This is a genomic window from Arcobacter aquimarinus, from assembly GCF_013177635.1.
GTDB lineage: Bacteria > Campylobacterota > Campylobacteria > Campylobacterales > Arcobacteraceae > Aliarcobacter > Aliarcobacter aquimarinus.
Window position 1 is genome coordinate 672,637 of sequence record NZ_CP030944.1, and the last position, 20,797, is coordinate 693,433.

Here is a 20,797-nt window from a genome sequence, read left to right on the forward strand (position 1 = left end):
AGTTCATATAAAATAATAAAAAGATATAATTCTTTTATGATAAAAAAAGAATCTATAGAAAATTTAAAAAACCATCTTGATGTAGTTGATGTTGTCTCACAATTTATAGAATTGAAAAAAAGTGGAGCAAATTTTAAAGCTTGTTGCCCTTTTCATGGAGAGACGACACCTTCTTTTGTTGTTAGTCCAGCAAAACAGATATATCATTGTTTTGGATGTGGTGCAGGAGGGGATTCTATAAAGTTTGTTATGGAATATGAAAAATTATCATATCCAGAGACAATAGAAAAACTAGCATCAATGTATAATGTTAATTTAGATTATGAAAATAATAGTGATGAAAAAAAACAAGACACGAAAATTTTGGAAGAAGTTAATAAATTTTACCAAAAGCTTTTTGTAAATAATAATGCATCAAAAGAGTATATAAAAGATAGAGGGATTTCTGATTTTTCAATAGAAAAATTTGAAATAGGATATGCTCCTGCTTCAATTGATACAATAAATTTTTTAAAATCAAATCATTACAATTTAACTGAAGCAATAGATTTAGGAATAATTGATACTGGAACAAATGGTTTATATTCAAGATTTATAGAAAGAATTACTTTTCCAATTTATTCAATAAATGGAAAACTTGTAGGTTTTGGTGGAAGAACAATAACTGGACATAATGCAAAATATGTAAATTCTCCTCAAACAAAACTTTTTAATAAATCAAGACTTTTATATGGTTATAATTTAGCTAAAGAGAAAATTTATAAAAATAAACAAATAATTGTTTGTGAAGGTTATTTAGATGTAATAATGCTTCATCAAGCAGGATTTAATACAGCAGTTGCAACACTAGGAACTGCACTTACAACGGAACACTTACCACTTTTAAGACGAGGTGAGCCAAAAGTTATACTTGCCTATGATGGAGATAAAGCGGGACTAGGAGCAGCTTTTAAAGCATCTGTAATGCTTAGTCAAAGTGATTTTGAAGGAGGAGTTGTAATTTTTAGTGATGGTCAAGACCCTGCTGATATGGTAAAAGGGAAAAAGATTGAAGAATTAAATAATATTTTTACAAATCCAATATCTTTTATTCCTTATGCAATAGATTATATTATTTCAAAATATGATATAAATGAACCTAGCCAAAAACAAAAAGCACTTAATGAAGCAAATGATTATTTAAAAAGTTTAAGTCTATTAAATCAAGATGAATATAAAAGATATTTAGCTCAAAAATTGAATGTTAGAGAAAACTTAGTAAAAATTAGTTCAGATAAACAAAGAATTAATGATGTTAATTTATCAAAAATAGATATTGCTGAACTTTGTATAATAAAATCAATACTTGAAAAACCAAAAAGATTAGATTTAGTTTTAGATATAGTTGATACTTCTATGTTTGAATTTCATAAAAATGAATTTGAATTAGTCTTAACTGATATAGAAAACCCATCATTAAATTCGATTATTTTAAATGAAAAACTTGAAAATTATGATGATGAAAGACTTAATCAAGAACTTCTTACATTGGTATATAAATTTTATACAAATAAATTAACAGCAATTTCATATGATAAAAGTCTAGATTTTAAACAAAAAGCAAATTTAATTAGAAAAATTAAAGATAATATTTATCAATTAAAGCAAGGAAAACTTGTAAGTTATAATCTATAAGAATTAATTTTCAAAATTTATTTTATTAGTAGTTTATTTTTTGTAGAATTCCAAAAAAGTTATTTAAACTTAAGGAAAATCCAATGAAATTTATTGAAAGTGATAATTTACCTTTAGCAATAGGACCTTATTCTCCTGCTGTAAAAGTAAATGGTATGATTTATACATCTGCACAAGTTCCAGTAACATTAGATGGAACAATGGTGGAAAGAGATATAAAAGTTCAAACTAGACAAGTTTTATCAAATCTTAGAACATTATTAGAAGATGCAGATAGTGGTATGGAGAAAGTAATAAAAGTTTCTATTTATTTAGAAAATATAGAAGATTTTGGAGTGGTAAATGTTTTGTTTGCTGAAGCTTTTGGTGAACATAAACCAGCACGTAGTACTATTAGTGTAAAAAGTTTGCCAAAAAATTCACTAATAATGGTTGATGCAATAGCATTATCAAATGATTACCATTAAAAGTATTAAGGCTTAAAGAAAGTTTAAACTAAAATAAGATACTATTCCGGTTCGAAAAATAGAGTTAGTATGACAATATATGAACCTAGCATATAGAATTGAATTAGAGGAAGAAAGATGTACGCAATTATTAAGTGTGGTGGAAAACAGTATAAAGTTTCTGAGGGTGATATCTTAGATATTGATTATACTGGAAAAGCTGCTAAAGAAACTTTAGAAATTACTGATGTTTTAGCTTTAAACAACGGTGAGTTAAAAACTGGTGATGCAGTTGCAAATGCAAAAGTAGAAGCAGTTGTAGTATTAGACGGTACTGGTGTAAATAGAGCTAAAAAAGTAATCATTTACAAAAAAAGAAGAAGAAAAGATTCTAAATTAAAAAGAGGTTTTAGAAAAAGCTTCACTAAAATTAGAATTACTAAAATTGCTGCATAAGCATAATAAAAGTTAAGGAGAACAATTATGGCTCACAAAAAAGGTCAGGGTAGTACACAGAATAATAGAGACTCAGCTGGTAGAAGACTTGGAGTTAAAAAATATGGTGGTGAGGTTGTAAGAGCTGGTAATATCATTATTAGACAAAGAGGTACAAAAGTACATTTAGGTCAAAATGTTGGTATGGGAAAAGATCATACAATTTATTCTTTAATTGATGGTGTAGTTAAATTTGAAATTAAAGATAAAAAAAGAAAAAAAGTTTCAGTTTACGCTTCGTAATTCTGAACTTATTTGTTTTTTTAAAGGGTGTATGGCTTTGCCTACACCCTTTTTTTATTTAAAATAAAATAATTAATTAAAAGTTAATAGTTAAAACAAAGGTTTTACTTTTAGTTTTTAAGTATTTATTAAAAGGAATTTATATGTTTATAGATAGCGCTAGATTTTCAGTTACATCTGGAAAAGGTGGACAGGGATGTGCAGCATTTAGACGAGAGAAGTTTGTAGTAAAAGGTGGACCTGATGGAGGAGATGGTGGAAAAGGTGGAGATGTCTATTTTTTAGTTGACAATAACACTGATACTTTATCAAATTATAAAGGTAGAAAATTTTTCAAAGCTGATAATGGTAAACAAGGATTAGGTGGAAGAATGACTGGAAAGTCAGGTGAACATCTTGTTTTAATAGTTCCTCCTGGAACACAAGTAATTGATGATGAAACGAATGAAATTATTTTTGATTTAGTAGAGGTTGGAGAAAAAGTTTTATTTTTAGAAGGTGGAAAAGGTGGACTTGGAAATGTGCATTTTAAAAACTCAAGAAATCAAAGACCAACATATTTTCAACCAGGACTTCCAGGACAGCTTAGAAAAATTAGGCTGGAACTTAAATTGATTGCAGATGTAGGACTTGTTGGATATCCAAATGTTGGAAAATCAACTTTAATTTCAGTTACATCAAATGCATCTCCTGAAATTGCAAATTATGAGTTTACAACTTTAACTCCAAAATTAGGAGTTGTTGAAGTTGGAAATTATAACTCTTTTGTTATGGCTGATATTCCAGGAATTATTGATGGTGCAAGTGAAGGACGAGGTTTAGGATTAGAATTTTTAAAACATATTGAAAGAACAAAAACACTTTTATTTGTTATTGATGTTGCAAATTATAGAACAATGATTGATCAATATAGGGTTTTAAAAGAGGAAGTTTCAAAATTCTCAGGTGAATTAGCAAAAAGAAATTATGCAATAGTGTTAAGTAAAATAGATGGTTACATTGGTGAAAATTTAGAAGAAGATATTAATAAATTTATTGAAGATATTGGTTTAGAAGTTTCAAAAACAAATGAATTTAAATTTGAAGGTGATTATCCATATTTTATTCAAGATTTAGTTTATTCAAGATTTGATAATACTAAACCATATTTTGTTTTACCTATTTCATCTTTAACTAAACTGAATTTAAAATCACTTGGATTTGCTTTATATAATTTATTAGAACAGGGTAAAGATGAAAAGATTAGTAATTAAGGTAGGAACAGCTGTTTTAACTCAAGATGGACAATTAGCTCTTGATAGAATGGAAAACTTAGTAAAATTAATAGCTAAATTAAAAAATGAAAAAAATTTAGAAGTTATTTTGGTATCTTCAGGTGCTGTTGGTGCTGGATTTACTTCTTTAAAATTAGACAAAAAAATATTAGCAAACAAACAAGCATTAGCTGCGATTGGACAACCCCTATTACTTAAACATTATAAAAAAAGGTTTAAGGAGTATAATATTACTTGTGCTCAAATGCTTTTTATCGGAGATGATTTTGATTCTAGAAAAAGAACTAAAAACGCTCAAAATGTAATGGAAATTTTACTTGAGAATAAAATTCTTCCAATTATAAATGAAAATGATGTTATAGCAACAGAAGAACTTGTTTTTGGAGATAATGATCAACTTGCAGCTCATGTTGCTTACCATTTTAAAGCAGATATGTTAGCAATTTTATCAGATATCGATGGGTATTATAATAAAAATCCAAGAGAATTTACAGATGCAGAGTTACAAAAATTTGTTTATGAAATTAAAGAAGAAGATTTACAAATGAAGCATAGTGCAAATTCTGAATTTGCAACAGGTGGAATAGTTACAAAATTGAAAGCAGCTAATTTTTTAATGCAAAGAGAAATTCCTATGTATCTATCTTCAGGTTTTGATTTAACTAATGCTTATGATTTTTTATTTGATGGAAATCATAAAAGCGGAACAATTTTCCAAGTAAAAAAATAAGGAATATTTATGAGTAAAAGAATTTTATTTATGGGAACTCCAGATTATGCAACAACTATTTTTAAAGAGTTGTTAGATAGTAATTATGAAGTTGTAGGATTATTTACTCAACCTGATAAACCAGTTGGAAGGAAACAGATTTTAACTCCTCCTCATATAAAACAGTTTTGTATAGATGAAAAAATTAATTTACCAATTTATCAACCATTAAAGTTAAAAAATAATGAAGAAGCTAAAAAACAAATAGAAGATTTGAAACCTGATTTTATAATTGTTGCTGCTTATGGTCAAATCTTACCCAAAGAAATTTTAGATATCGCACCTTGCATAAATCTTCATGCTTCTTTATTGCCAAAATATAGAGGAGCTAGTCCTATCCAAGAATCACTTTTAAATGATGATAAGTTTACAGGTGTTACTTCTATGCTTATGGAAGAAGGGCTTGATAGTGGAGATATATTAGCACTTCAATATTTGAAAATTACACATAATATGGAAGTTTTAGAAGCTTTTGAAAAATTATCACAGATTGCTGCAAAACTTACCATTTTAACATTGGATAATTTTGAAAATATAAAACCTCTAAAACAAAATGAATCAGATGTTAGTTTTTGTAAAAAAATTAAAAAAGAAGATGGTTTAGTAAATTTTTTAAATGCAAAAAAATTATATTTAAAGTATAAAGCTTACTCTTTTTGGCCTGGTATTTTTTTAGAATCAGAATTAAAATTAAAAGATATAGAGTTAATTGAAGAAAATTCAAATAATAACCTGGGAATAATTTTAGAAATAAACAAAGACTTTATAGTTATTGGATGTAAAAAAGGAAGTTTAAAAATCAAAACTTTACAAGCTCCATCTAAAAAAGCAATAAATGCAGTTGATTATGTGCGAGGTCAAAGATTAGAAGTTGGAAGTGTTTTAATTTAGCGTAAATTTACGCTAAATATGATACGAAAATTGGTATAGTAACTAAACTTATTAAAACACCTAATACTAAAGAATTTATTGCAATTTTTTCATCTAATCCACCTTTTATAGCTAAGACTGTGGCCATTGTCATAGGTGGCATTGCAACTTCAATTATAGTTACTTTTACCCAAGTTTGATCAATTCCATAAAAATATTTAAATCCAATAAGAATAATTATAGGAATAATAAGCATCTTTAAAATAACTGCTACAGATACAATATGTAATCTTGCAAAAATATGTTTTACTTCAAGTTTCATTCCAATTGCAATCATAGCAAGAGGAACTAGTGTTGACCCAAGAGTTTCAGATGTTAACATTATAAAATTTGGTATTTCAAAATTTTTCATAAAAATAGTTACAAAAAACATAATTGCAGGAGGAAATAAAAAAATAGATTTTGAAATTGATTTTAAACTATTTTTTTTACCACTTCCCCACGTGATAATAAACATACCAATAGAAACTAACAATAAAAAAGAACCAAATATATCATAAATCAATGCATAAACAACAAAGTCTTGTCCATAAAACGCATCGATATAAGAGAACCCAATAAATGATGTATTTCCGAAAGTTGCCATAATCATAAAAGTTGCAAGGTATAATTTATTCAATTTCATAGCTTTACCAATAAAATAGGCAAATAAAAGATTAAATAAAATAAAACAAATAAACATAAAAATTAAGCCGACGATTCTTTCATCTAAAGTTAAGGGATAAATTTTTGAAAATACAATAGCAGGAAGAGAAAAATAAATTACAAAATCTACCAATTGTTTAGAATTATCTTGGAAAGCCAACTTAAATAAATATCCTAAAAGTAAATATATTGCAATTGGCAAAATAGGCTCTATCATTGTATACCTTTTTAAAATGATTATAATTAATAAAATCTTCTATTTTAATTATGTATAATCAAAAAATGAAGATTATAAGATTAAATGAAGTTACTTCTACTCATACATATTTAAAAGAGTATATTTCTAAAAATGGTTTTATCGAACCTATATGTATTTTAACTGATTATCAAACAAATGGAATTGGTAGTAGAGGTAATTCTTGGAGTGGGAAAAAGGGGAATCTTTTTTTTTCTTTTGCTTACACTAAAAATTATTTCCCTAATGATTTACCAATTCAAACTATTTCAATTTATGTTTCTTATATTTTAAAAAATTGTTTAAAACAACTAGGTTCTAAAATATGGATTAAATGGCCTAATGATTTTTATATTGAAGATAAAAAAATAGGAGGTACTATTACAAATTTATCAGGTAATATAGTTTATTGTGGAATAGGTATAAACTTACTTGATGTGGAAAAAGAGTTTGGTAAATTAGATATCAAAATAGAAGTAGATAGTGTGTTAGAAAGTTATTTCTTAGAAATAGAAAAAAAGATTTCATGGAAGCAAATATTTAGTGATTTTAAGATAGAATTTCAACTTAGCAAAAAGTTCCAAACAACCATAGACGATCAAAAAGTTTCACTCGAAAATGCGATGTTAAATGAAGATGGTTCAATACAAGTAAACAATAAAAAGGTATTTAGTTTAAGATGACAGAAATTATTTCAATAGCTAATCAAAAAGGTGGAGTGGGTAAAACTACTACTGCTGTAAACTTAAGTGCTGCTCTTGCATTAGAAGGTAAAAAAGTATTATTAATAGATGCAGATCCACAAGCAAATGCAACTACATCTTTGGGATTTCATAGAGACACTTATGAATACAATATTTATCATGTAATGTTAGGAACAAAAGAATTAAGCGAAATTATTTTAGATTCAGAAATAGAGAATTTAAAAGTTGCACCTTCTAATATTGGTTTAGTAGGAATAGAAAAAGAGTTTTATAAAAATACAAAAGAAAGAGAATTAGTTTTAAAAAGAAAAATTGATCCAATTAAAAAAGATTATGATTATATAATAATCGACTCACCTCCTGCGCTTGGACCAATTACAATAAATACTTTAAGTGCTTCAACTTCGGTATTAATTCCTATTCAATGTGAGTTTTTTGCTCTAGAAGGTTTGGCACAGTTATTAAATACTATTAAACTAGTAAAACAAACAATAAATCAATCTTTACAAATAAGAGGTTTTTTACCTACAATGTATAGTGCGCAAAATAATCTTTCAAAACAGGTTTTTGCAGATTTAGCTCAACATTTTGAAAATAAATTATTCAAAATTGATGAAAATTCATATGTTGTTATTCCAAGAAATGTTAAATTAGCAGAAAGTCCAAGTTTTGGTAAACCAATTATGCTTTATGATACAAATTCAAGTGGTACAAAAGCTTATACAAATTTAGCAAGAGCAATTGCTGGTTAATTTTTTAATAGGAAATTTTTATGGCATTAGGTAGAGGATTAGGAGAATTATTAGGAGAAGTTGAATCAGCTTATGAGAATTCAACGGGAAATACTAAATCAGGTATAAGAAAAATAGATGTTTCAGCAATAAAAGCTAATCCAAATCAACCAAGAAAAATATTTGATGAAGAAAAATTACAAGAATTAAGTGAATCTATAAAAGAACATGGTTTATTGCAGCCAGTGGTTGTAGTAGAAAATAGTGATGGGAAATTTACATTAGTTGCTGGTGAAAGAAGATTAAGAGCTCATAAAATTGCAAAAATAGATAAAATTAAAGCAATTATAATTGATGCTGATGATTTTAAATTAAGAGAACTAGCATTAATTGAAAATATTCAACGAGATGATTTAAATATTATTGAATTAGCTTATTGTTATGCTCAATTACTCAATGAACATAATATTACACATGAAGAATTATCAAAAAAAGTTTTCAAAAGTAGAGCTTCTATTACTAATACTTTAAGATTATTGCAATTAAACTCTTATGTTCAACAACTTTTAGCAACTGAAAAGATAAGTGCAGGTCATGCAAAAGTTATGATTGGACTTACAAATGATGAACAAAAAATGGTTGCTGATTCAATTATTGGACAAAAACTTTCAGTAAGAGAAACAGAGAAATTAGTTAAAGAACTAAAAGAAAAAACTAATGAAAAATCAAAAAAAGAGAAAAATCAACAATCATATAATATAGCACCATTAAAAAATTTGATGGGAAAACTACAAGAGAGTAATTTAAAAGTTAAAGTTGAAAAAAACTACTTTAAGATTGAATTCAATTCACAAGAAGATATTGATAAAATCACTAGTTACTTTAATCTACAATCGTAACAAAATTTAAAAAAATAAAATCTAATTTTTTCTTTTAATAAAAATTTATAGTTTATTTCGCTAAAATATTTGAGTTTTAGTTAAACTAAACTGTAAAAAATATGGAGGAATGAATGTTAGACATAAGTCCTGTATTATTGCTTAGCTCTGGTATCATCTTTCTTTTAGTTGTTGCTAGACTAAACAGTTGTCTTTTCAAACCATTATTAAAGCATATGGATGATAGAGCAGCTTCTATAAAAAAAGATTTAGAAGATGCAAAATCAAATAGTGCAGATGTAGATGGTTTGTTAGCTGAAGCAAATGATATCATTTCTAAAGCTAAAAAAGAAGCAGCTGTAATTAGAGAACAAGCTTATAAGGAAGCAAAAGATAGTGCTGACGCAAAACTTGCAAGTGCTAAATCTAATTTAGAAGCAAAATCTGCTGAATTTGCTAGAAACTTACAAGATGAGACTAAAGCTCTAAGAGATTCTTTAGTATCTTCTATGCCTCAATTTAATGAGAGCCTAAAAGCTAAGCTTAGCTCAATTTAAAGGGATTGAAAATATGAAAAGAATGTTATTACTTGGGCTAGCTTTAGTTCCTGTTGCATTATTTGCAAGCGAAGGTGCGGAAACAAACTATGATATAGTTCAAAGAACCGTTAACTTTATAATATTTGCTGCTATTTTATGGTATTTACTTGCTGATAAAATTAAAGCATTTTTTTCTGCTAGATCTTTATCTATTCAAGCAGAACTTGATAAAGTACAAGATACTTTAAAAGCTTCTCAAGATAAAGTAGCAGATGCACAAAAGAAACTAGAAGAAGCTAAAAAGATAGCTGCTGAAATTGTTGAAAGTGCGAAAGCTGATGTAGATTCGGTTAAACAAAAAGTTGCAACTGCTGTTGATGTTGATATTGCTAATCTAAATAAAAATTTAGAAGAGATGATGAAAGTTCAGACATCAAAAGTTAAAAAGCAAGTTGTTGCTGAAGTTCTTGAAGAGCTATTAAGTTCTGAAAATATTAAATTAACTCAAAGTGAGTTAGCGAATATTGTTCTTAAGAAGGTAGCATAATGAAAGATTTAGTAGCAAAAAGATATGTAAAAGCTTTAATTGATGGTAGAGATAGTTCAACTATAAATACTATTAGTAATAAGCTAAATGAAATTTCTTCAGCTTTTGCTGATGAAAAGTTTAATTCTATAATCTCTTCACCAGAAATTTCTTCTGATTCTAAAGTGAATTTAGTTAATTCTTTAGTTGATGTAATTGATGGTGCTTTAAGTAATTTTATAAAATTACTTGGTGAAAAAAGAAGATTGGATTTATTGCCATTTATAGCTAAAGAATTAAATACTCAAATAGCAAAAATGAATAATAGTTATGTTGGTGTTGTTTATACAAATCAAGAATTGTCAAATGATTATGTATCTTCAATAGAAGAACAATTTAGTAAAAAATTTGATGTTAAATTGTCATTATCACAATCAGTTTGTGAATATGATGGAATTAAAGTAGATATTGATGGACTTGGTATTGAAATATCTTTTTCTAAAGATAGATTAAAATCACAGTTAATTGATCATATTTTAAAAGCAGTTTAGAACTTATAAAGGAGAAATTGAATGGGTGCAAAAATTCAAGCTGATGAAATCAGTTCTATAATTAAAGAAAGAATTGATAACTTTGAATTAAATGTAGATGTAAACGAAACAGGTAAGATTATCTCTTATGCAGATGGTATTGCTCAAGTTTATGGTCTAAAAAATGTAATGGCTGGAGAATTAGTTGAGTTTGAAAATGGTGAGAGAGGTCTTGCATCAAACTTAGAAGAATCTTCTGTAGGTATAGTTGTTCTTGGTAAAGGTGAAGGTCTTAGAGAAGGAACATCTTGTAGAAGATTAGGAAAACTTTTAGAAACGCCAGTTGGTGAAGCAATGATTGGAAGAGTTGTAAATGCACTTGGTGAACCAATTGATGGTAAAGGTGTTATTGCATCAACAGAATCAAGATTTGTTGAAGAAAAAGCTCCTGGAATTATGTCAAGAAAATCTGTACATGAACCATTACAAACTGGTATTAAAGCAATCGACGCACTTGTTCCAATTGGAAGAGGACAAAGAGAACTTATTATTGGAGATAGACAAACTGGTAAAACTACAGTTGCTATTGATACAATTCTTAACCAAAAAGGTGAAAATGTAATTTGTATTTATGTTGCAATTGGTCAAAAATCATCTTCTGTTGCTTCTGTTGTTAGAACATTAGAAGAGTCTGGCGCTATGGATTATACAATTGTTGTTAATGCATCAGCTTCTGATTCATCTGCATTACAATTTTTAGCGCCATATACAGGTGTTACAATTGGTGAGTACTTTAGAGATAATGGAAAACATGCATTAATTATTTATGATGATTTATCAAAACATGCAGTTGCATACAGAGAAATGTCATTAATCTTAAGAAGACCTCCAGGAAGAGAAGCATACCCAGGGGATGTATTCTATCTACATTCAAGATTATTAGAAAGAGCTGCAAAAATGAGTGATGAAAAAGGTGCTGGGTCTATGACTGCATTACCAATTATCGAAACTCAAGCTGGAGATGTTGCTGCATATATTCCAACAAACGTAATTTCTATTACTGATGGTCAAATTTTCTTAGAAACTAACTTATTTAACTCAGGTATTAGACCTGCAATTAATGTTGGTTTATCAGTATCAAGAGTTGGTGGAGCTGCACAAATTAAAGCTACAAAACAAGTTGCTGGAACTTTAAAATTATCACTTGCACAATATAGAGAACTTGAAGCATTTGCACAATTTGCATCAGACTTAGACGAAGCTACAAGAAGAGAATTAGAGCTTGGACAAAGAATGGTTGAAGTATTAAAGCAAGGTGTTAATAAGCCATTAGTTATTGAAAAACAAATTGTAATTATTTATGCGGGAACAAAAGGTTACTTAAATGATGTTGCAGTTAAAGATGTTGTTAGATTTGAAGCTGAATTACACGCGTTCTTTGAGCAAAAATATTCTAATATTTTAGAAGCAATTAAATCTTCTCAAAAAATTGATGATAATACAGAAGCAGAATTAAAAGCTGCATTAGAAGAGTTTAAAACTGTATTTAGTGCAAACTAAGGATTAGTCAATGGCTAACTTAAAAGAGATAAAATTAAAAATAGGTAGTGTTAAAAATACTCAGAAAACTACAAAAGCTATGAAGCTTGTATCTTCTGCAAAATTAACTAGAACTAGACAATTGTCTGAGCAATCTAGAAGTTATGCAATTAAGATTAATGATGTACTTTCTGATATTGCTGCTAGAGTTAGCAAAGTTCAAGATGAAGGAAATATTGGTAGAGCATTTATTCAAAATGACAATCCAAAAACAGTTGATATTGTTTTTGTAACTGCTGATAAAGGACTTTGCGGTGGTTTTAATATGGCAACAATTAAAACTGTTAGTAAATTAATTTCTGAATATGAAGCAAAAGGTACAAAAGTTAGATTAAGAGCAGCGGGAAGAAAAGGTGTTGATTTTTTCTCTTTCCAAGGTCTTACATTAGAACAAAAAGCTATTGATTTATCATCTGCACCTGATTATGATAGAGCTGCTGATTTTATTCATTCTGCGGTTGAAGATTTTAGAAATGAAGTTACTGATAAAGTAATAGTTGTTTATAATGGGTTTTTAAATATGTTAACTCAAGAAATCAGAGTTAGAGAATTATTACCAATAAGTTTAGAAACAGTTGAAGTTAAAGATACTTCATCTATGTTAGATATTGAACCAGATGATGATGAAGAAGTTTTAAATGAATTAACAGATAAATATATTGATTTCAATATGTATTATGCTTTAATTGACTCTTTAGCTGCAGAACATAGTGCTAGAATGCAAGCAATGGAAGCTGCAACTAAAAATGCAAAAGAAAAAGTTAATAGTTTAACAGTAGAATATAATAAAGCTAGACAAGCTGCAATTACAACAGAGCTGATAGAAATTATCAGTGGTGTTGAAGCATTAAAATAATTTAATAAAGGAGCTGCCCGTATGAAAGGTAAAATTATTCAGGTAATGGGTCCTGTTGTTGACGTAGAGTTCGACGGATACTTACCAGAAATTAATGAAGCTATTAATGTAGTATTAGCTGATGCTAATAAAGACAGATTAGTATTAGAAGTTGCTGCGCATATTGGTGATAGTAGAGTTAGAACTATTGCTATGGATATGACAGAAGGTTTAACTAGAGGTCAAGAGTGTAATGCTACAGGTGGACCTATTAAAGTTCCAGTTGGTGAAGCTGTACTTGGAAGAATCTTCAATGTTATTGGTGATCCAGTTGATGAAGGTGATGCAATTCCTGCTGATGTAGAAAGATGGTCAATTCATAGATCTGCACCTTCATTTGAAGAGCAATCAACAAAAACTGAAATGTTTGAAACAGGTATCAAAGTTGTTGATCTTTTAGCACCATATTCAAAAGGTGGAAAAGTTGGACTATTTGGTGGTGCTGGAGTAGGAAAAACAGTTATTATTATGGAATTAATCCATAATGTTGCATTTAAACACTCTGGATACTCTGTATTTGCTGGTGTTGGTGAGAGAACAAGAGAAGGAAATGACCTTTACCATGAGATGAAAGACTCAAACGTTCTTGATAAAGTTGCACTGTGCTATGGTCAAATGAGTGAACCACCAGGTGCAAGAAATAGAATTGCATTAACAGGTCTTACAATGGCTGAGTACTTCAGAGATGAAAAAGGTCTTGACGTTTTAATGTTCGTTGATAATATCTTTAGATTTGCACAATCTGGTTCTGAAATGTCAGCACTTTTAGGAAGAATTCCTTCGGCTGTTGGATACCAACCAACACTTGCTTCAGAAATGGGTAAATTACAAGAAAGAATTACTTCAACATCAAAAGGTTCTATTACTTCTGTTCAAGCTGTTTACGTACCAGCGGATGACTTAACAGATCCAGCTCCAGCTTCTGTATTTGCGCACTTAGATGCTACAACAGTTCTTAACAGAAAAATTGCTGAAAAAGGTATTTATCCAGCGGTTGATCCACTAGATTCTACTTCAAGAATTTTAAGTGCTGATATAATCGGACAAGAACATTATAATACAGCAAGAGGTGTTCAATCTGTATTACAAAAATACAAAGATTTACAAGATATTATTGCAATTCTTGGTATGGATGAATTATCAGAGTCTGATAAACTTGTTGTTGCAAGAGCTAGAAAAATCGAAAGATTTTTATCTCAACCATTCTTCGTTGCTGAAGTATTTACAGGAAGCCCAGGTAAATATGTTGAATTAAAAGATACTATTGCTGGATTCCAAGGAATTTTAGATGGTAAATATGACAACATTCCTGAAATGGCATTTTATATGGTTGGTGGAATCGACGAAGTTCTAGCAAAAGCTGAGAAAATGAAATAACAAAAAACCATTTAAGGCATAATTATGGATACAACAATTAGATTATCAATAGTTACACCTAATGGAGAAATTTTTAACGATGATGTTAAGACTGTAACTCTTCCTGGAAAAGAGGGAGAGTTCGGTGTTCTACCAGGGCATTCATCTTTAGTTTCTTCATTAACAGTTGGTGTGATTGTTATTGAAAAAGCAAACTCTACTGAAGCAGTTGCTATTAACTGGGGACATGTAAAAGTAGACGAAAAATCAGTGGATGTATTAGCAGATGGAGCTATTGCATTAACAGCTGGTAAAGATTCTGAAATTGCTAAAAATATTGAAGCAGCGAAAGCATTAGTTAATTCTGTAAAAGATTCTAATATTTCTGTTGCAGCAGTTGAAGCAAGAATTAATTCATTTGCATAAAAGCTTATGATTACTACATTACTAAATTATTTGGCAAATAGTAGTGCTATAACTTATATAGTTTTAGCACACTTGTCAATTTACTTAATAGTTACATTTTGGATATTCTTTTATAGAAACAGTGCGCTAAAAATACTTATCAATAATGAAAGAAAAGCACTAGAGGCTTTAACTTCTAGAGAGAGTAAATTTTCACCATTATCAGCACTTAATAAGTGTTCAAATAATTCTAATTCAAAAGAGTTATTACATGCATGTGAAATTAATATAATTAAAGATGCAAGTTCTGGTATTTCGTGGATGGCAATTATTGCATCAACTTCTCCTTTTGTGGGTCTTTTTGGTACAGTTGTTGGTATATTAGAAGCATTTGCAAAATTTGCAAATGAAACAAAAGTTTCTTTTACAGTAATTGCACCGGCAATTAGTGAAGCCTTGGTTGCAACTGCAGCGGGTATTTTAGTAGCAATTTTTGCTTATACATTCCATCAAATACTCTCAAGAAAAGTTTATGAATTAAATGTTTTTCTTAAGGCACAATCAGAAATTATTATAGCTAAAGGTTAATCTAGTGTATGATTTTAATGATAAACCAGATTTAAATATTACACCTTTAGTTGATATTATGCTAGTTTTATTAGCTATATTAATGGTTACGGCACCTGTTGTTGAGTTCGAAGAAACTATAAATCTTCCAACAGGAAGTAGATCTCAACAAACTCAAAATGTTCAAAAAATTGATATTATTATTACGAAAGAAAGAGTAGTTACATTAAATAAAAATAAAGTAGAAATAAAGAATTTTCCAGACAGTTTTTTACAGTTTTCAAGTGGAAAAGATCAAAATACTCCAATATACATAAGAGCAGATAAAACTTTACAATATGATGATATTATTTTTGTATTAAAATCGGTTAAAGAAGCTGGGTTTTTTAAAGTAGCTTTAGTAACAGATGGATAATAAATGAAAAACAATTCTTCATTCTTAATTTCAGGCTTAATAGCTTTTTCTATATATTTTTTTATGTGTTTTTTGGTTCTTTTTTATATTATGAGTCCAGTTCCAAATACAATAAATATTACTCCTGCTTCAACTGCAATTGAACTTGATATGATTGTAGAAAAAGCAGAAAAGAAAATGGTTGAAAGAAAAGTAGATAAAATAATAGAAAAAGAAGAAGTTAAAGAAAAGTCAACTTCTGCTTCTAATGAAAAGAGACCAGATTTAAAATCTTTATTTGCTAATGTAAAAGAAACAGCGAAAACTGTTGCAAAAGAAGAAGTTAATAATGTTGAAAAATCTATAGATCCAAAACGATTCAAGTCAAAATTTGAAAAAGAGAAAAAATCATCTAATATAAAAATAGATAGATTATTAGAAGATGAAAAAACTGCAACTAATACTAATAACAAAAATGCAGCAAAAGGTCAAGAAAGTGATGAATATTTTACTTTAGTTAGTGATTTGTTATCAGCTTGGATACCAGTTGGCACAGGACTTAAAGCAGTAGTTTTAGTAAAAATTGACTTAAATGGTAAATTTGATTATAGTTTCGTAAAAAAATCTGGAGATGAAACTTTTGATTCTTCTTTAAAGATTTTTTTAGATGAACAAAAAAATACTGCTTATCCTAAGCCAACAAAAGGAAAAGCAGTAAGAATTAATGTTGATTTTAAATCAGAAGGATAAGAATTATGTTTAAAATATTTTTGCTAATTTCATTATTGTTTAGCACAGTTTTTGCAGAAGTTGATGCAAATTTAGAGATTGTTAAAAAAGCTAATGCTTTACCTAAAATTTTAGTTTCTGTTGCAAATGACACAGCAGAAGTGGAAACCTTGAATAAAATAAAAAAAGGTATTGTTGATGATTTTGAAGTAAGTGGACATTTTGATATGGCTACTATTACTAGTCAAGCTCCGTATGATTCTATTCCAGATATTTTAACTTTATCTAATCAAGGGGTAAATTTATTCTTAAATTTATCTGCTAAAAAAGAGTCTAATGGTAATTATACTTTAATGACAAAATTATATGATGTAAATGCAAGAGCTTTAGTTTTAGAAAAAAATTTTACAACTACTCAAGAAGAAAGATTTATATTTTTAGCACATAAAGCTGCTATTTCTATTAATGATTTTTTTAAAGCTCCTAGTATTGCATGGATGGAAAAATTTGTTGTCTTTTCAACATACAAAGGTCCAGGTAAAGCAGATATTATGATAGGTGATTATACTTTAACTTATAAGAAAACAGTTGTAACAGGTGGTTTAAATATTTTCCCAAAATGGGCAGATAAAGAACAAAAAACAATTTATTACACATCATATAATTATAAAAAACCTACTTTAGTTAAATTAAATATTTATAATAGAAGTAAAGAAATTATAATGGAATCAGATGGAATGTTAGCTTGTTCTGATGTAAATGCTGATGGAACTAAACTTTTAGTTACAGCATCTCCTACTGGTCAACCTGATATTTTTTTATATGAAACTAGAAGTAAGAAAAAAACACAAATTACAAAGTATAGTGGAATTGATGTAGGTGGACATTTTATTGATGGAGATTCAAGAATTGTATTTGTATCAGATAGATTAGGTAGTCCAAATATTTTTGCCCAAGGTATTAATTCTACAGCTGTAGAGAGATTAGTATATCATAGTAATAACAACTCTTCAGTTACTTCTCACGAAAGTAATATAGTATTTAGTAGTAAGGATGCACAAAATGAGTTTGGAGGGAAAAATTTTAACTTATATTTGATTTCAACAAAAACAGATAGCTTAAAAAGATTAACTTCAAGTGGAATCAATCAATTTCCAAAATTCTCAACGGATGGAGAAACTTTATTATATATAAAAACTGAAGGAAACAGTTCAATAGGAATTATTAGATTAAACTATAATAAATCGTTTACCTTCCCTTTAACAGGCGGAAGAATCCAATCTATTGATTGGTAATTTTATAGATGCATATATTTAATATGCATCTATTTCTTAATTTATATTTTTCTTTAAATCACTTATAAATTCTGTAATATCATCATGAAGTGTTTGTAAATCTTCTTCATGTTCAACTTCATCAGCTAATATTTGACTTACTATATCATAAGTAACAATATCTTTATTTCTTGTAATTTCTACTATTTCTGAATAAGTGTTAATCGCACACTGTTCCCCTTTTATTGCATCTTTTAAAATTGCAACTACATCAAAATTAGTAGGAGCATCATAACCACAGTTTGTATATTTCATCCAATCATTAGGATGTAAGATAGGAGTTCCACCTAATTGAAGAATTCTATCTGCAATCATATTTGCATGTCTTAATTCATCAGTAGCATGTTGATTTAACTCTACAATTGCTGCATCCTTCATTATCCCTTTTACAACTTTGCTTTCGATAAAATATTGATAATAAGCTAACCATTCATCAGCATAAGCTTTGTTTAAAAGATCAATAATGTCGTTTATTTCTATACCTTTTATAATTGAATTTCCAACTCTTGCCATTTTTTATCCTTTATTTTGTGATTAAATTTATCTTACAAGAGATAATCTTAATAAATAATAATAAAGAATTTTTACAACTTATTTTATTTATAAAATATAAACAATAATTAAGCTTACATTTAATATTATTTCAGGAAATTTTATTTCAAGGAAAAAAGTATGAAAAAATTAGGTATTTATTCTGTACTAGTTGCAGGTTTGTTATTTACTACTGGTTGTAGTGAAAAAAATGTTGACATGGAAGTTGATAATGGTGCTTCTCAAGCTGAAGTAGCTACTACAACTGATTCAAGTTTAGTTGATGGAAGCTTCTCTGCATTAGAAAAAGCTGGAAATGGTAACTGGTATATGATTAATGGTCAAAAAGTTTTAGTTGAGCACGTATACTTTGGATTTGATAAATATGATTTAACTTCTGATAATAGAGAAAAAGCAACTAATAATGCTTCTAAATTATCAGCTTTAAATTCTGATACAACTGTAAAAGTTTTTGGTAACACTGATGAGTGGGGAACTGATGAGTATAACTATGCATTAGGATTAAAAAGAGCTAATTCTGTAAAAGAAGTTTTAGTTTCTAATGGTGTTACAGCTAACATTTCTTTAGTATCTTTAGGTGAAAGCAATCCTGTTTGTACTGAAAAAACAAAAGATTGTTGGGCGAAAAACAGAAGAGTTGAACACGAATTAAGTAAATAATTCTGATGAATAAGTATCTTCTATCTTTATTAATAGTATCATCATTAACCGTAGCCGAAGAGGTTTCGGTTTATGATGCTGGTAGTTTAAATTCAAATTCTTATGGACTTAGTTCATCAGAAAAGCATATATTAAAAAATCAGTCAAGCATAAGTAATCTATCATCTCAATTAGGTGAAATAGATAGCTTAGTTAAAGCTATTAATAGAAGATTAGAAGGCTTAGAATCTACATATGAAGGCGATTCTGCAAAAATAAATTCAACTTCAAAAAAAGTTGATGAATTGATCCAAAAAATGGACACATCTTCAGATCTAGCTTCTAACAATGCATCGGGAAATTCAGAACAATTAGATTCAGAAATTTCAAATAATTTGAATAGTTTAAAAACAGCCTTAACAAAACTAACTTCTCTTGTAAATAAGATTAATACAGAATACGTATCTTCCACTGAACTTGAAAAAAATATGCAACAATTTATTACAAGAGAGGAATTTGAGGCTTTAAAAAAGTCTATGGGGTTAAAAACAGCACAAGTAACCCCAACAAAAACAAATGAAACTAAATCTTCATCTGCTACTGAAGAGCTTAAAAAGAACTTGACATCAGAGGATAAAGCGAAATTGATGTCAGATGCTAAAAAAGATTATGATGCAAAAAATTTTAATAGTGCTATTCCTAAATATGAAAAATTAGTTGAAGTTAACTATAAGCCAGCAGAAAGTAACTTTTATCTAGGACAGATGTGGTATGTAAGAAAAAAATATGATCTTGCAATAAGTCATTATAAAAAATCTGCTATGTTACATGACAAAGCAGCTTACATGCCAACATTATTATTGCATAGTGCTATTTCGTTTGAGAACACAAAAGATAAAGGTAATGCAAAAAGTTTTTATAGTACTTTAATAGATCTTTATCCAAATTCAAGTGAAGCTAAAGTAGCTAAACAAAATTTATCAAAATTAAAATAATTATTTAAATAAGGAAAATCATGTCAAAAGTAATTGGTATTGAATATACATTAAAAGATGCAAAAACTGGTGAACAATTAGACTCAAATGTTGGACAGGCACCTTTAGAATTCGTTTCTGGAAAAGGACAAATAATTCCAGGTTTAGAATCTAAATTAGTTGAAATGTCAGCAAATGAAGAAGCTGATGTTTTAGTTCAACCTGTTGATGCTTATGGTGAATATAATGAAGAAGCTGTTCAAACATTACCAAAAGAGCAATTTGCAGGTATTGAATTAGTTGAGGGTATGTCTTTATATGGTACAGGTGAACATGGTGAAACAGTTCAAGTTGTAGTTAAATCATTTAATGATGCAGAAGTTACAATAGATTATAATCATCCAATGGCTGGAAGAACTTTAATGTTTACAGTTTCAATTTTATCTTTAAGAGATGCAACTGAAGAAGAGATTCAAACAGGTGTTGTTGGTGGTATGGCTGCTATGGGTGGCGGATGTTGTGGTGGCGGAGGTCACTCTCATGGTGGTTGTGGTACTGAAGATCATGGACACTCACACGGTGGTGGTTCTTGTGGAACTGAAAAAACTCAATCTCATGGTGGATGTGGTTGTCACTAAGACTTTTTTTATTTTAAAAAGTATAAATTTTGCCCAAGTGTATTTTTACATTTGGGCAAAACTATTTTTTAGAGTTATTGTTTTAACTTTAAAAAA

26 protein-coding genes are annotated in these 20,797 nt (G+C 28.5%); 24 read left to right on the plus strand and 2 right to left on the minus strand.

From position 1 onward, the window contains the following. The first annotated feature begins 36 nt into the window (after positions 1-36). The 7 genes from dnaG (at position 37) to fmt (ending at position 5,792) form a co-directional block, all read left to right on the plus strand. Positions 37-1,674: a DNA primase gene (gene dnaG, locus AAQM_RS03340; RefSeq protein WP_129094849.1), complete on the plus strand. Its 1,638-nt coding sequence runs from the start codon at positions 37-39 to the stop codon at positions 1,672-1,674. Positions 1,675-1,757: 83 nt separating this feature from the next. Then, positions 1,758-2,141 (plus strand): Rid family detoxifying hydrolase, encoded by a 384-nt coding sequence (locus AAQM_RS03345; protein WP_129094848.1) that lies wholly within the window; start codon positions 1,758-1,760, stop codon positions 2,139-2,141. Positions 2,142-2,258: 117 nt separating this feature from the next. Further along, positions 2,259-2,576: a 50S ribosomal protein L21 gene (gene rplU, locus AAQM_RS03350; protein ID WP_129094847.1), complete on the plus strand. Its 318-nt coding sequence runs from the start codon at positions 2,259-2,261 to the stop codon at positions 2,574-2,576. Positions 2,577-2,603: 27 nt separating this feature from the next. Beyond that, on the plus strand, positions 2,604-2,858 hold the full coding sequence (gene rpmA / locus AAQM_RS03355; RefSeq protein ID WP_118886868.1) for a 50S ribosomal protein L27: 255 nt from the start codon (positions 2,604-2,606) through the stop codon (positions 2,856-2,858). Positions 2,859-3,001: 143 nt separating this feature from the next. Continuing rightward, positions 3,002-4,111 (plus strand): GTPase ObgE, encoded by a 1,110-nt coding sequence (obgE, locus tag AAQM_RS03360; protein WP_129094846.1) that lies wholly within the window; start codon positions 3,002-3,004, stop codon positions 4,109-4,111. Then, positions 4,092-4,862, plus strand: a complete 771-nt coding sequence (gene proB / locus AAQM_RS03365; protein WP_129094845.1) for a glutamate 5-kinase — start codon at positions 4,092-4,094, stop codon at positions 4,860-4,862. The genes obgE and proB overlap by 20 nt, the downstream gene beginning before the upstream one ends. 9 nt (positions 4,863-4,871) lie before the next feature. Continuing rightward, the gene (gene fmt / locus AAQM_RS03370) at positions 4,872-5,792 is read left to right on the plus strand and encodes a methionyl-tRNA formyltransferase (protein ID WP_129094844.1); all 921 of its coding nucleotides are present in this window, start codon (positions 4,872-4,874) and stop codon (positions 5,790-5,792) included. A gap of 7 nt (positions 5,793-5,799) precedes the next feature. On the opposite strand, the gene AAQM_RS03375 is transcribed toward fmt, so the two are convergent. Continuing rightward, positions 5,800-6,693 carry an AEC family transporter gene (locus AAQM_RS03375; RefSeq protein WP_129094843.1) on the minus strand — a complete coding sequence of 298 codons (894 nt, stop codon included), beginning with the start codon at positions 6,691-6,693 and terminating at the stop codon, positions 5,800-5,802. A 65-nt stretch (positions 6,694-6,758) separates the two neighbouring features. Here AAQM_RS03375 and AAQM_RS03380 point away from each other — a divergent pair, with 65 nt between their 5' ends. The 14 genes from AAQM_RS03380 (at position 6,759) to tolB (ending at position 17,859) form a co-directional block, all read left to right on the plus strand. Beyond that, the gene (locus AAQM_RS03380) at positions 6,759-7,394 is read left to right on the plus strand and encodes a biotin--[acetyl-CoA-carboxylase] ligase (RefSeq protein ID WP_129094842.1); all 636 of its coding nucleotides are present in this window, start codon (positions 6,759-6,761) and stop codon (positions 7,392-7,394) included. Beyond that, positions 7,391-8,167 (plus strand): ParA family protein, encoded by a 777-nt coding sequence (locus AAQM_RS03385; RefSeq protein WP_128986584.1) that lies wholly within the window; start codon positions 7,391-7,393, stop codon positions 8,165-8,167. Before AAQM_RS03380 ends, AAQM_RS03385 begins: the two co-directional genes overlap by 4 nt. 20 nt (positions 8,168-8,187) lie before the next feature. Further along, positions 8,188-9,045: a ParB/RepB/Spo0J family partition protein gene (locus tag AAQM_RS03390; protein ID WP_129094841.1), complete on the plus strand. Its 858-nt coding sequence runs from the start codon at positions 8,188-8,190 to the stop codon at positions 9,043-9,045. A gap of 113 nt (positions 9,046-9,158) precedes the next feature. Next, entirely contained in the window at positions 9,159-9,581 is a 423-nt protein-coding gene (locus AAQM_RS03395; RefSeq protein ID WP_129094840.1) for a F0F1 ATP synthase subunit B family protein, read from the plus strand. A 13-nt stretch (positions 9,582-9,594) separates the two neighbouring features. Continuing rightward, positions 9,595-10,110, plus strand: coding sequence for a F0F1 ATP synthase subunit B (locus AAQM_RS03400; protein ID WP_129094839.1), 516 nt, complete (start codon positions 9,595-9,597; stop codon positions 10,108-10,110). Next, positions 10,110-10,640 carry a F0F1 ATP synthase subunit delta gene (locus AAQM_RS03405; RefSeq protein WP_129094838.1) on the plus strand — a complete coding sequence of 177 codons (531 nt, stop codon included), beginning with the start codon at positions 10,110-10,112 and terminating at the stop codon, positions 10,638-10,640. Before AAQM_RS03400 ends, AAQM_RS03405 begins: the two co-directional genes overlap by 1 nt. Before the next feature lie 21 nt (positions 10,641-10,661). Beyond that, positions 10,662-12,179 carry a F0F1 ATP synthase subunit alpha gene (atpA, locus tag AAQM_RS03410; RefSeq protein WP_129094837.1) on the plus strand — a complete coding sequence of 506 codons (1,518 nt, stop codon included), beginning with the start codon at positions 10,662-10,664 and terminating at the stop codon, positions 12,177-12,179. 10 nt (positions 12,180-12,189) lie between these two features. Then, positions 12,190-13,074, plus strand: a complete 885-nt coding sequence (gene atpG, locus AAQM_RS03415; RefSeq protein ID WP_129094836.1) for an ATP synthase F1 subunit gamma — start codon at positions 12,190-12,192, stop codon at positions 13,072-13,074. Between the two features lie 21 nt (positions 13,075-13,095). Then, positions 13,096-14,490, plus strand: a complete 1,395-nt coding sequence (gene atpD, locus AAQM_RS03420; protein ID WP_129094835.1) for a F0F1 ATP synthase subunit beta — start codon at positions 13,096-13,098, stop codon at positions 14,488-14,490. A gap of 24 nt (positions 14,491-14,514) precedes the next feature. Further along, positions 14,515-14,895, plus strand: coding sequence for an ATP synthase F1 subunit epsilon (atpC, locus tag AAQM_RS03425; RefSeq protein WP_128986592.1), 381 nt, complete (start codon positions 14,515-14,517; stop codon positions 14,893-14,895). Between the two features lie 6 nt (positions 14,896-14,901). Further along, positions 14,902-15,462, plus strand: a complete 561-nt coding sequence (locus AAQM_RS03430; protein ID WP_129094834.1) for a MotA/TolQ/ExbB proton channel family protein — start codon at positions 14,902-14,904, stop codon at positions 15,460-15,462. 4 nt (positions 15,463-15,466) lie between these two features. Continuing rightward, positions 15,467-15,856 (plus strand): biopolymer transporter ExbD, encoded by a 390-nt coding sequence (locus tag AAQM_RS03435; RefSeq protein WP_129094833.1) that lies wholly within the window; start codon positions 15,467-15,469, stop codon positions 15,854-15,856. A gap of 3 nt (positions 15,857-15,859) precedes the next feature. Then, positions 15,860-16,585, plus strand: coding sequence for a TonB C-terminal domain-containing protein (locus tag AAQM_RS03440; RefSeq protein WP_129094832.1), 726 nt, complete (start codon positions 15,860-15,862; stop codon positions 16,583-16,585). A 5-nt stretch (positions 16,586-16,590) separates the two neighbouring features. Then, positions 16,591-17,859 (plus strand): Tol-Pal system protein TolB, encoded by a 1,269-nt coding sequence (gene tolB, locus AAQM_RS03445; protein WP_129094831.1) that lies wholly within the window; start codon positions 16,591-16,593, stop codon positions 17,857-17,859. 36 nt (positions 17,860-17,895) lie between these two features. Here the strand turns inward: tolB and AAQM_RS03450 are convergent, their stop codons facing one another. Next, positions 17,896-18,411, minus strand: coding sequence for a ferritin-like domain-containing protein (locus AAQM_RS03450; protein WP_129094830.1), 516 nt, complete (start codon positions 18,409-18,411; stop codon positions 17,896-17,898). Between the two features lie 159 nt (positions 18,412-18,570). On the opposite strand from AAQM_RS03450, the gene AAQM_RS03455 reads away from it, so the two are divergent. Genes AAQM_RS03455 through AAQM_RS03465 form a run of 3 tightly spaced genes read left to right on the plus strand, consistent with a single transcriptional unit; the run spans position 18,571 to position 20,701 of the window. Then, the gene (locus tag AAQM_RS03455; RefSeq protein ID WP_129094829.1) at positions 18,571-19,110 is read left to right on the plus strand and encodes an OmpA family protein; all 540 of its coding nucleotides are present in this window, start codon (positions 18,571-18,573) and stop codon (positions 19,108-19,110) included. 5 nt (positions 19,111-19,115) lie between these two features. After that, on the plus strand, positions 19,116-20,084 hold the full coding sequence (locus tag AAQM_RS03460) for a tetratricopeptide repeat protein (RefSeq protein ID WP_129094828.1): 969 nt from the start codon (positions 19,116-19,118) through the stop codon (positions 20,082-20,084). Between the two features lie 20 nt (positions 20,085-20,104). Then, a complete protein-coding gene (locus tag AAQM_RS03465) occupies positions 20,105-20,701 on the plus strand; it encodes an FKBP-type peptidyl-prolyl cis-trans isomerase (protein WP_228254506.1) in 597 nt (198 codons plus the stop codon). Positions 20,702-20,797: the final 96 nt, after the last annotated feature.

What these genes read in the sequence shown, in the direction of transcription:
- AAQM_RS03395 (WP_129094840.1), top strand. Translation starts at nt 9,159, where the DNA reads ATGTTAGACATAAGTCCTGTATTATTGCTTAGCTCTGGTATCATCTTT.
- tolB (WP_129094831.1), top strand. Translation starts at nt 16,591, where the DNA reads ATGTTTAAAATATTTTTGCTAATTTCATTATTGTTTAGCACAGTTTTT.
- proB (WP_129094845.1), top strand. Translation starts at nt 4,092, where the DNA reads ATGAAAAGATTAGTAATTAAGGTAGGAACAGCTGTTTTAACTCAAGAT.
- AAQM_RS03450 (WP_129094830.1), bottom strand. Translation starts at nt 18,411, where the DNA reads ATGGCAAGAGTTGGAAATTCAATTATAAAAGGTATAGAAATAAACGAC.
- AAQM_RS03405 (WP_129094838.1), top strand. Translation starts at nt 10,110, where the DNA reads ATGAAAGATTTAGTAGCAAAAAGATATGTAAAAGCTTTAATTGATGGT.
- rplU (WP_129094847.1), top strand. Translation starts at nt 2,259, where the DNA reads ATGTACGCAATTATTAAGTGTGGTGGAAAACAGTATAAAGTTTCTGAG.
- atpC (WP_128986592.1), top strand. Translation starts at nt 14,515, where the DNA reads ATGGATACAACAATTAGATTATCAATAGTTACACCTAATGGAGAAATT.
- atpA (WP_129094837.1), top strand. Translation starts at nt 10,662, where the DNA reads ATGGGTGCAAAAATTCAAGCTGATGAAATCAGTTCTATAATTAAAGAA.
- AAQM_RS03455 (WP_129094829.1), top strand. Translation starts at nt 18,571, where the DNA reads ATGAAAAAATTAGGTATTTATTCTGTACTAGTTGCAGGTTTGTTATTT.
- AAQM_RS03465 (WP_228254506.1), top strand. Translation starts at nt 20,105, where the DNA reads ATGTCAAAAGTAATTGGTATTGAATATACATTAAAAGATGCAAAAACT.
- fmt (WP_129094844.1), top strand. Translation starts at nt 4,872, where the DNA reads ATGAGTAAAAGAATTTTATTTATGGGAACTCCAGATTATGCAACAACT.
- rpmA (WP_118886868.1), top strand. Translation starts at nt 2,604, where the DNA reads ATGGCTCACAAAAAAGGTCAGGGTAGTACACAGAATAATAGAGACTCA.
- AAQM_RS03460 (WP_129094828.1), top strand. Translation starts at nt 19,116, where the DNA reads ATGAATAAGTATCTTCTATCTTTATTAATAGTATCATCATTAACCGTA.
- AAQM_RS03440 (WP_129094832.1), top strand. Translation starts at nt 15,860, where the DNA reads ATGAAAAACAATTCTTCATTCTTAATTTCAGGCTTAATAGCTTTTTCT.
- AAQM_RS03345 (WP_129094848.1), top strand. Translation starts at nt 1,758, where the DNA reads ATGAAATTTATTGAAAGTGATAATTTACCTTTAGCAATAGGACCTTAT.
- AAQM_RS03430 (WP_129094834.1), top strand. Translation starts at nt 14,902, where the DNA reads ATGATTACTACATTACTAAATTATTTGGCAAATAGTAGTGCTATAACT.
- AAQM_RS03380 (WP_129094842.1), top strand. Translation starts at nt 6,759, where the DNA reads ATGAAGATTATAAGATTAAATGAAGTTACTTCTACTCATACATATTTA.
- atpG (WP_129094836.1), top strand. Translation starts at nt 12,190, where the DNA reads ATGGCTAACTTAAAAGAGATAAAATTAAAAATAGGTAGTGTTAAAAAT.
- atpD (WP_129094835.1), top strand. Translation starts at nt 13,096, where the DNA reads ATGAAAGGTAAAATTATTCAGGTAATGGGTCCTGTTGTTGACGTAGAG.
- AAQM_RS03385 (WP_128986584.1), top strand. Translation starts at nt 7,391, where the DNA reads ATGACAGAAATTATTTCAATAGCTAATCAAAAAGGTGGAGTGGGTAAA.
- AAQM_RS03400 (WP_129094839.1), top strand. Translation starts at nt 9,595, where the DNA reads ATGAAAAGAATGTTATTACTTGGGCTAGCTTTAGTTCCTGTTGCATTA.
- AAQM_RS03375 (WP_129094843.1), bottom strand. Translation starts at nt 6,693, where the DNA reads ATGATAGAGCCTATTTTGCCAATTGCAATATATTTACTTTTAGGATAT.
- AAQM_RS03390 (WP_129094841.1), top strand. Translation starts at nt 8,188, where the DNA reads ATGGCATTAGGTAGAGGATTAGGAGAATTATTAGGAGAAGTTGAATCA.
- obgE (WP_129094846.1), top strand. Translation starts at nt 3,002, where the DNA reads ATGTTTATAGATAGCGCTAGATTTTCAGTTACATCTGGAAAAGGTGGA.
- dnaG (WP_129094849.1), top strand. Translation starts at nt 37, where the DNA reads ATGATAAAAAAAGAATCTATAGAAAATTTAAAAAACCATCTTGATGTA.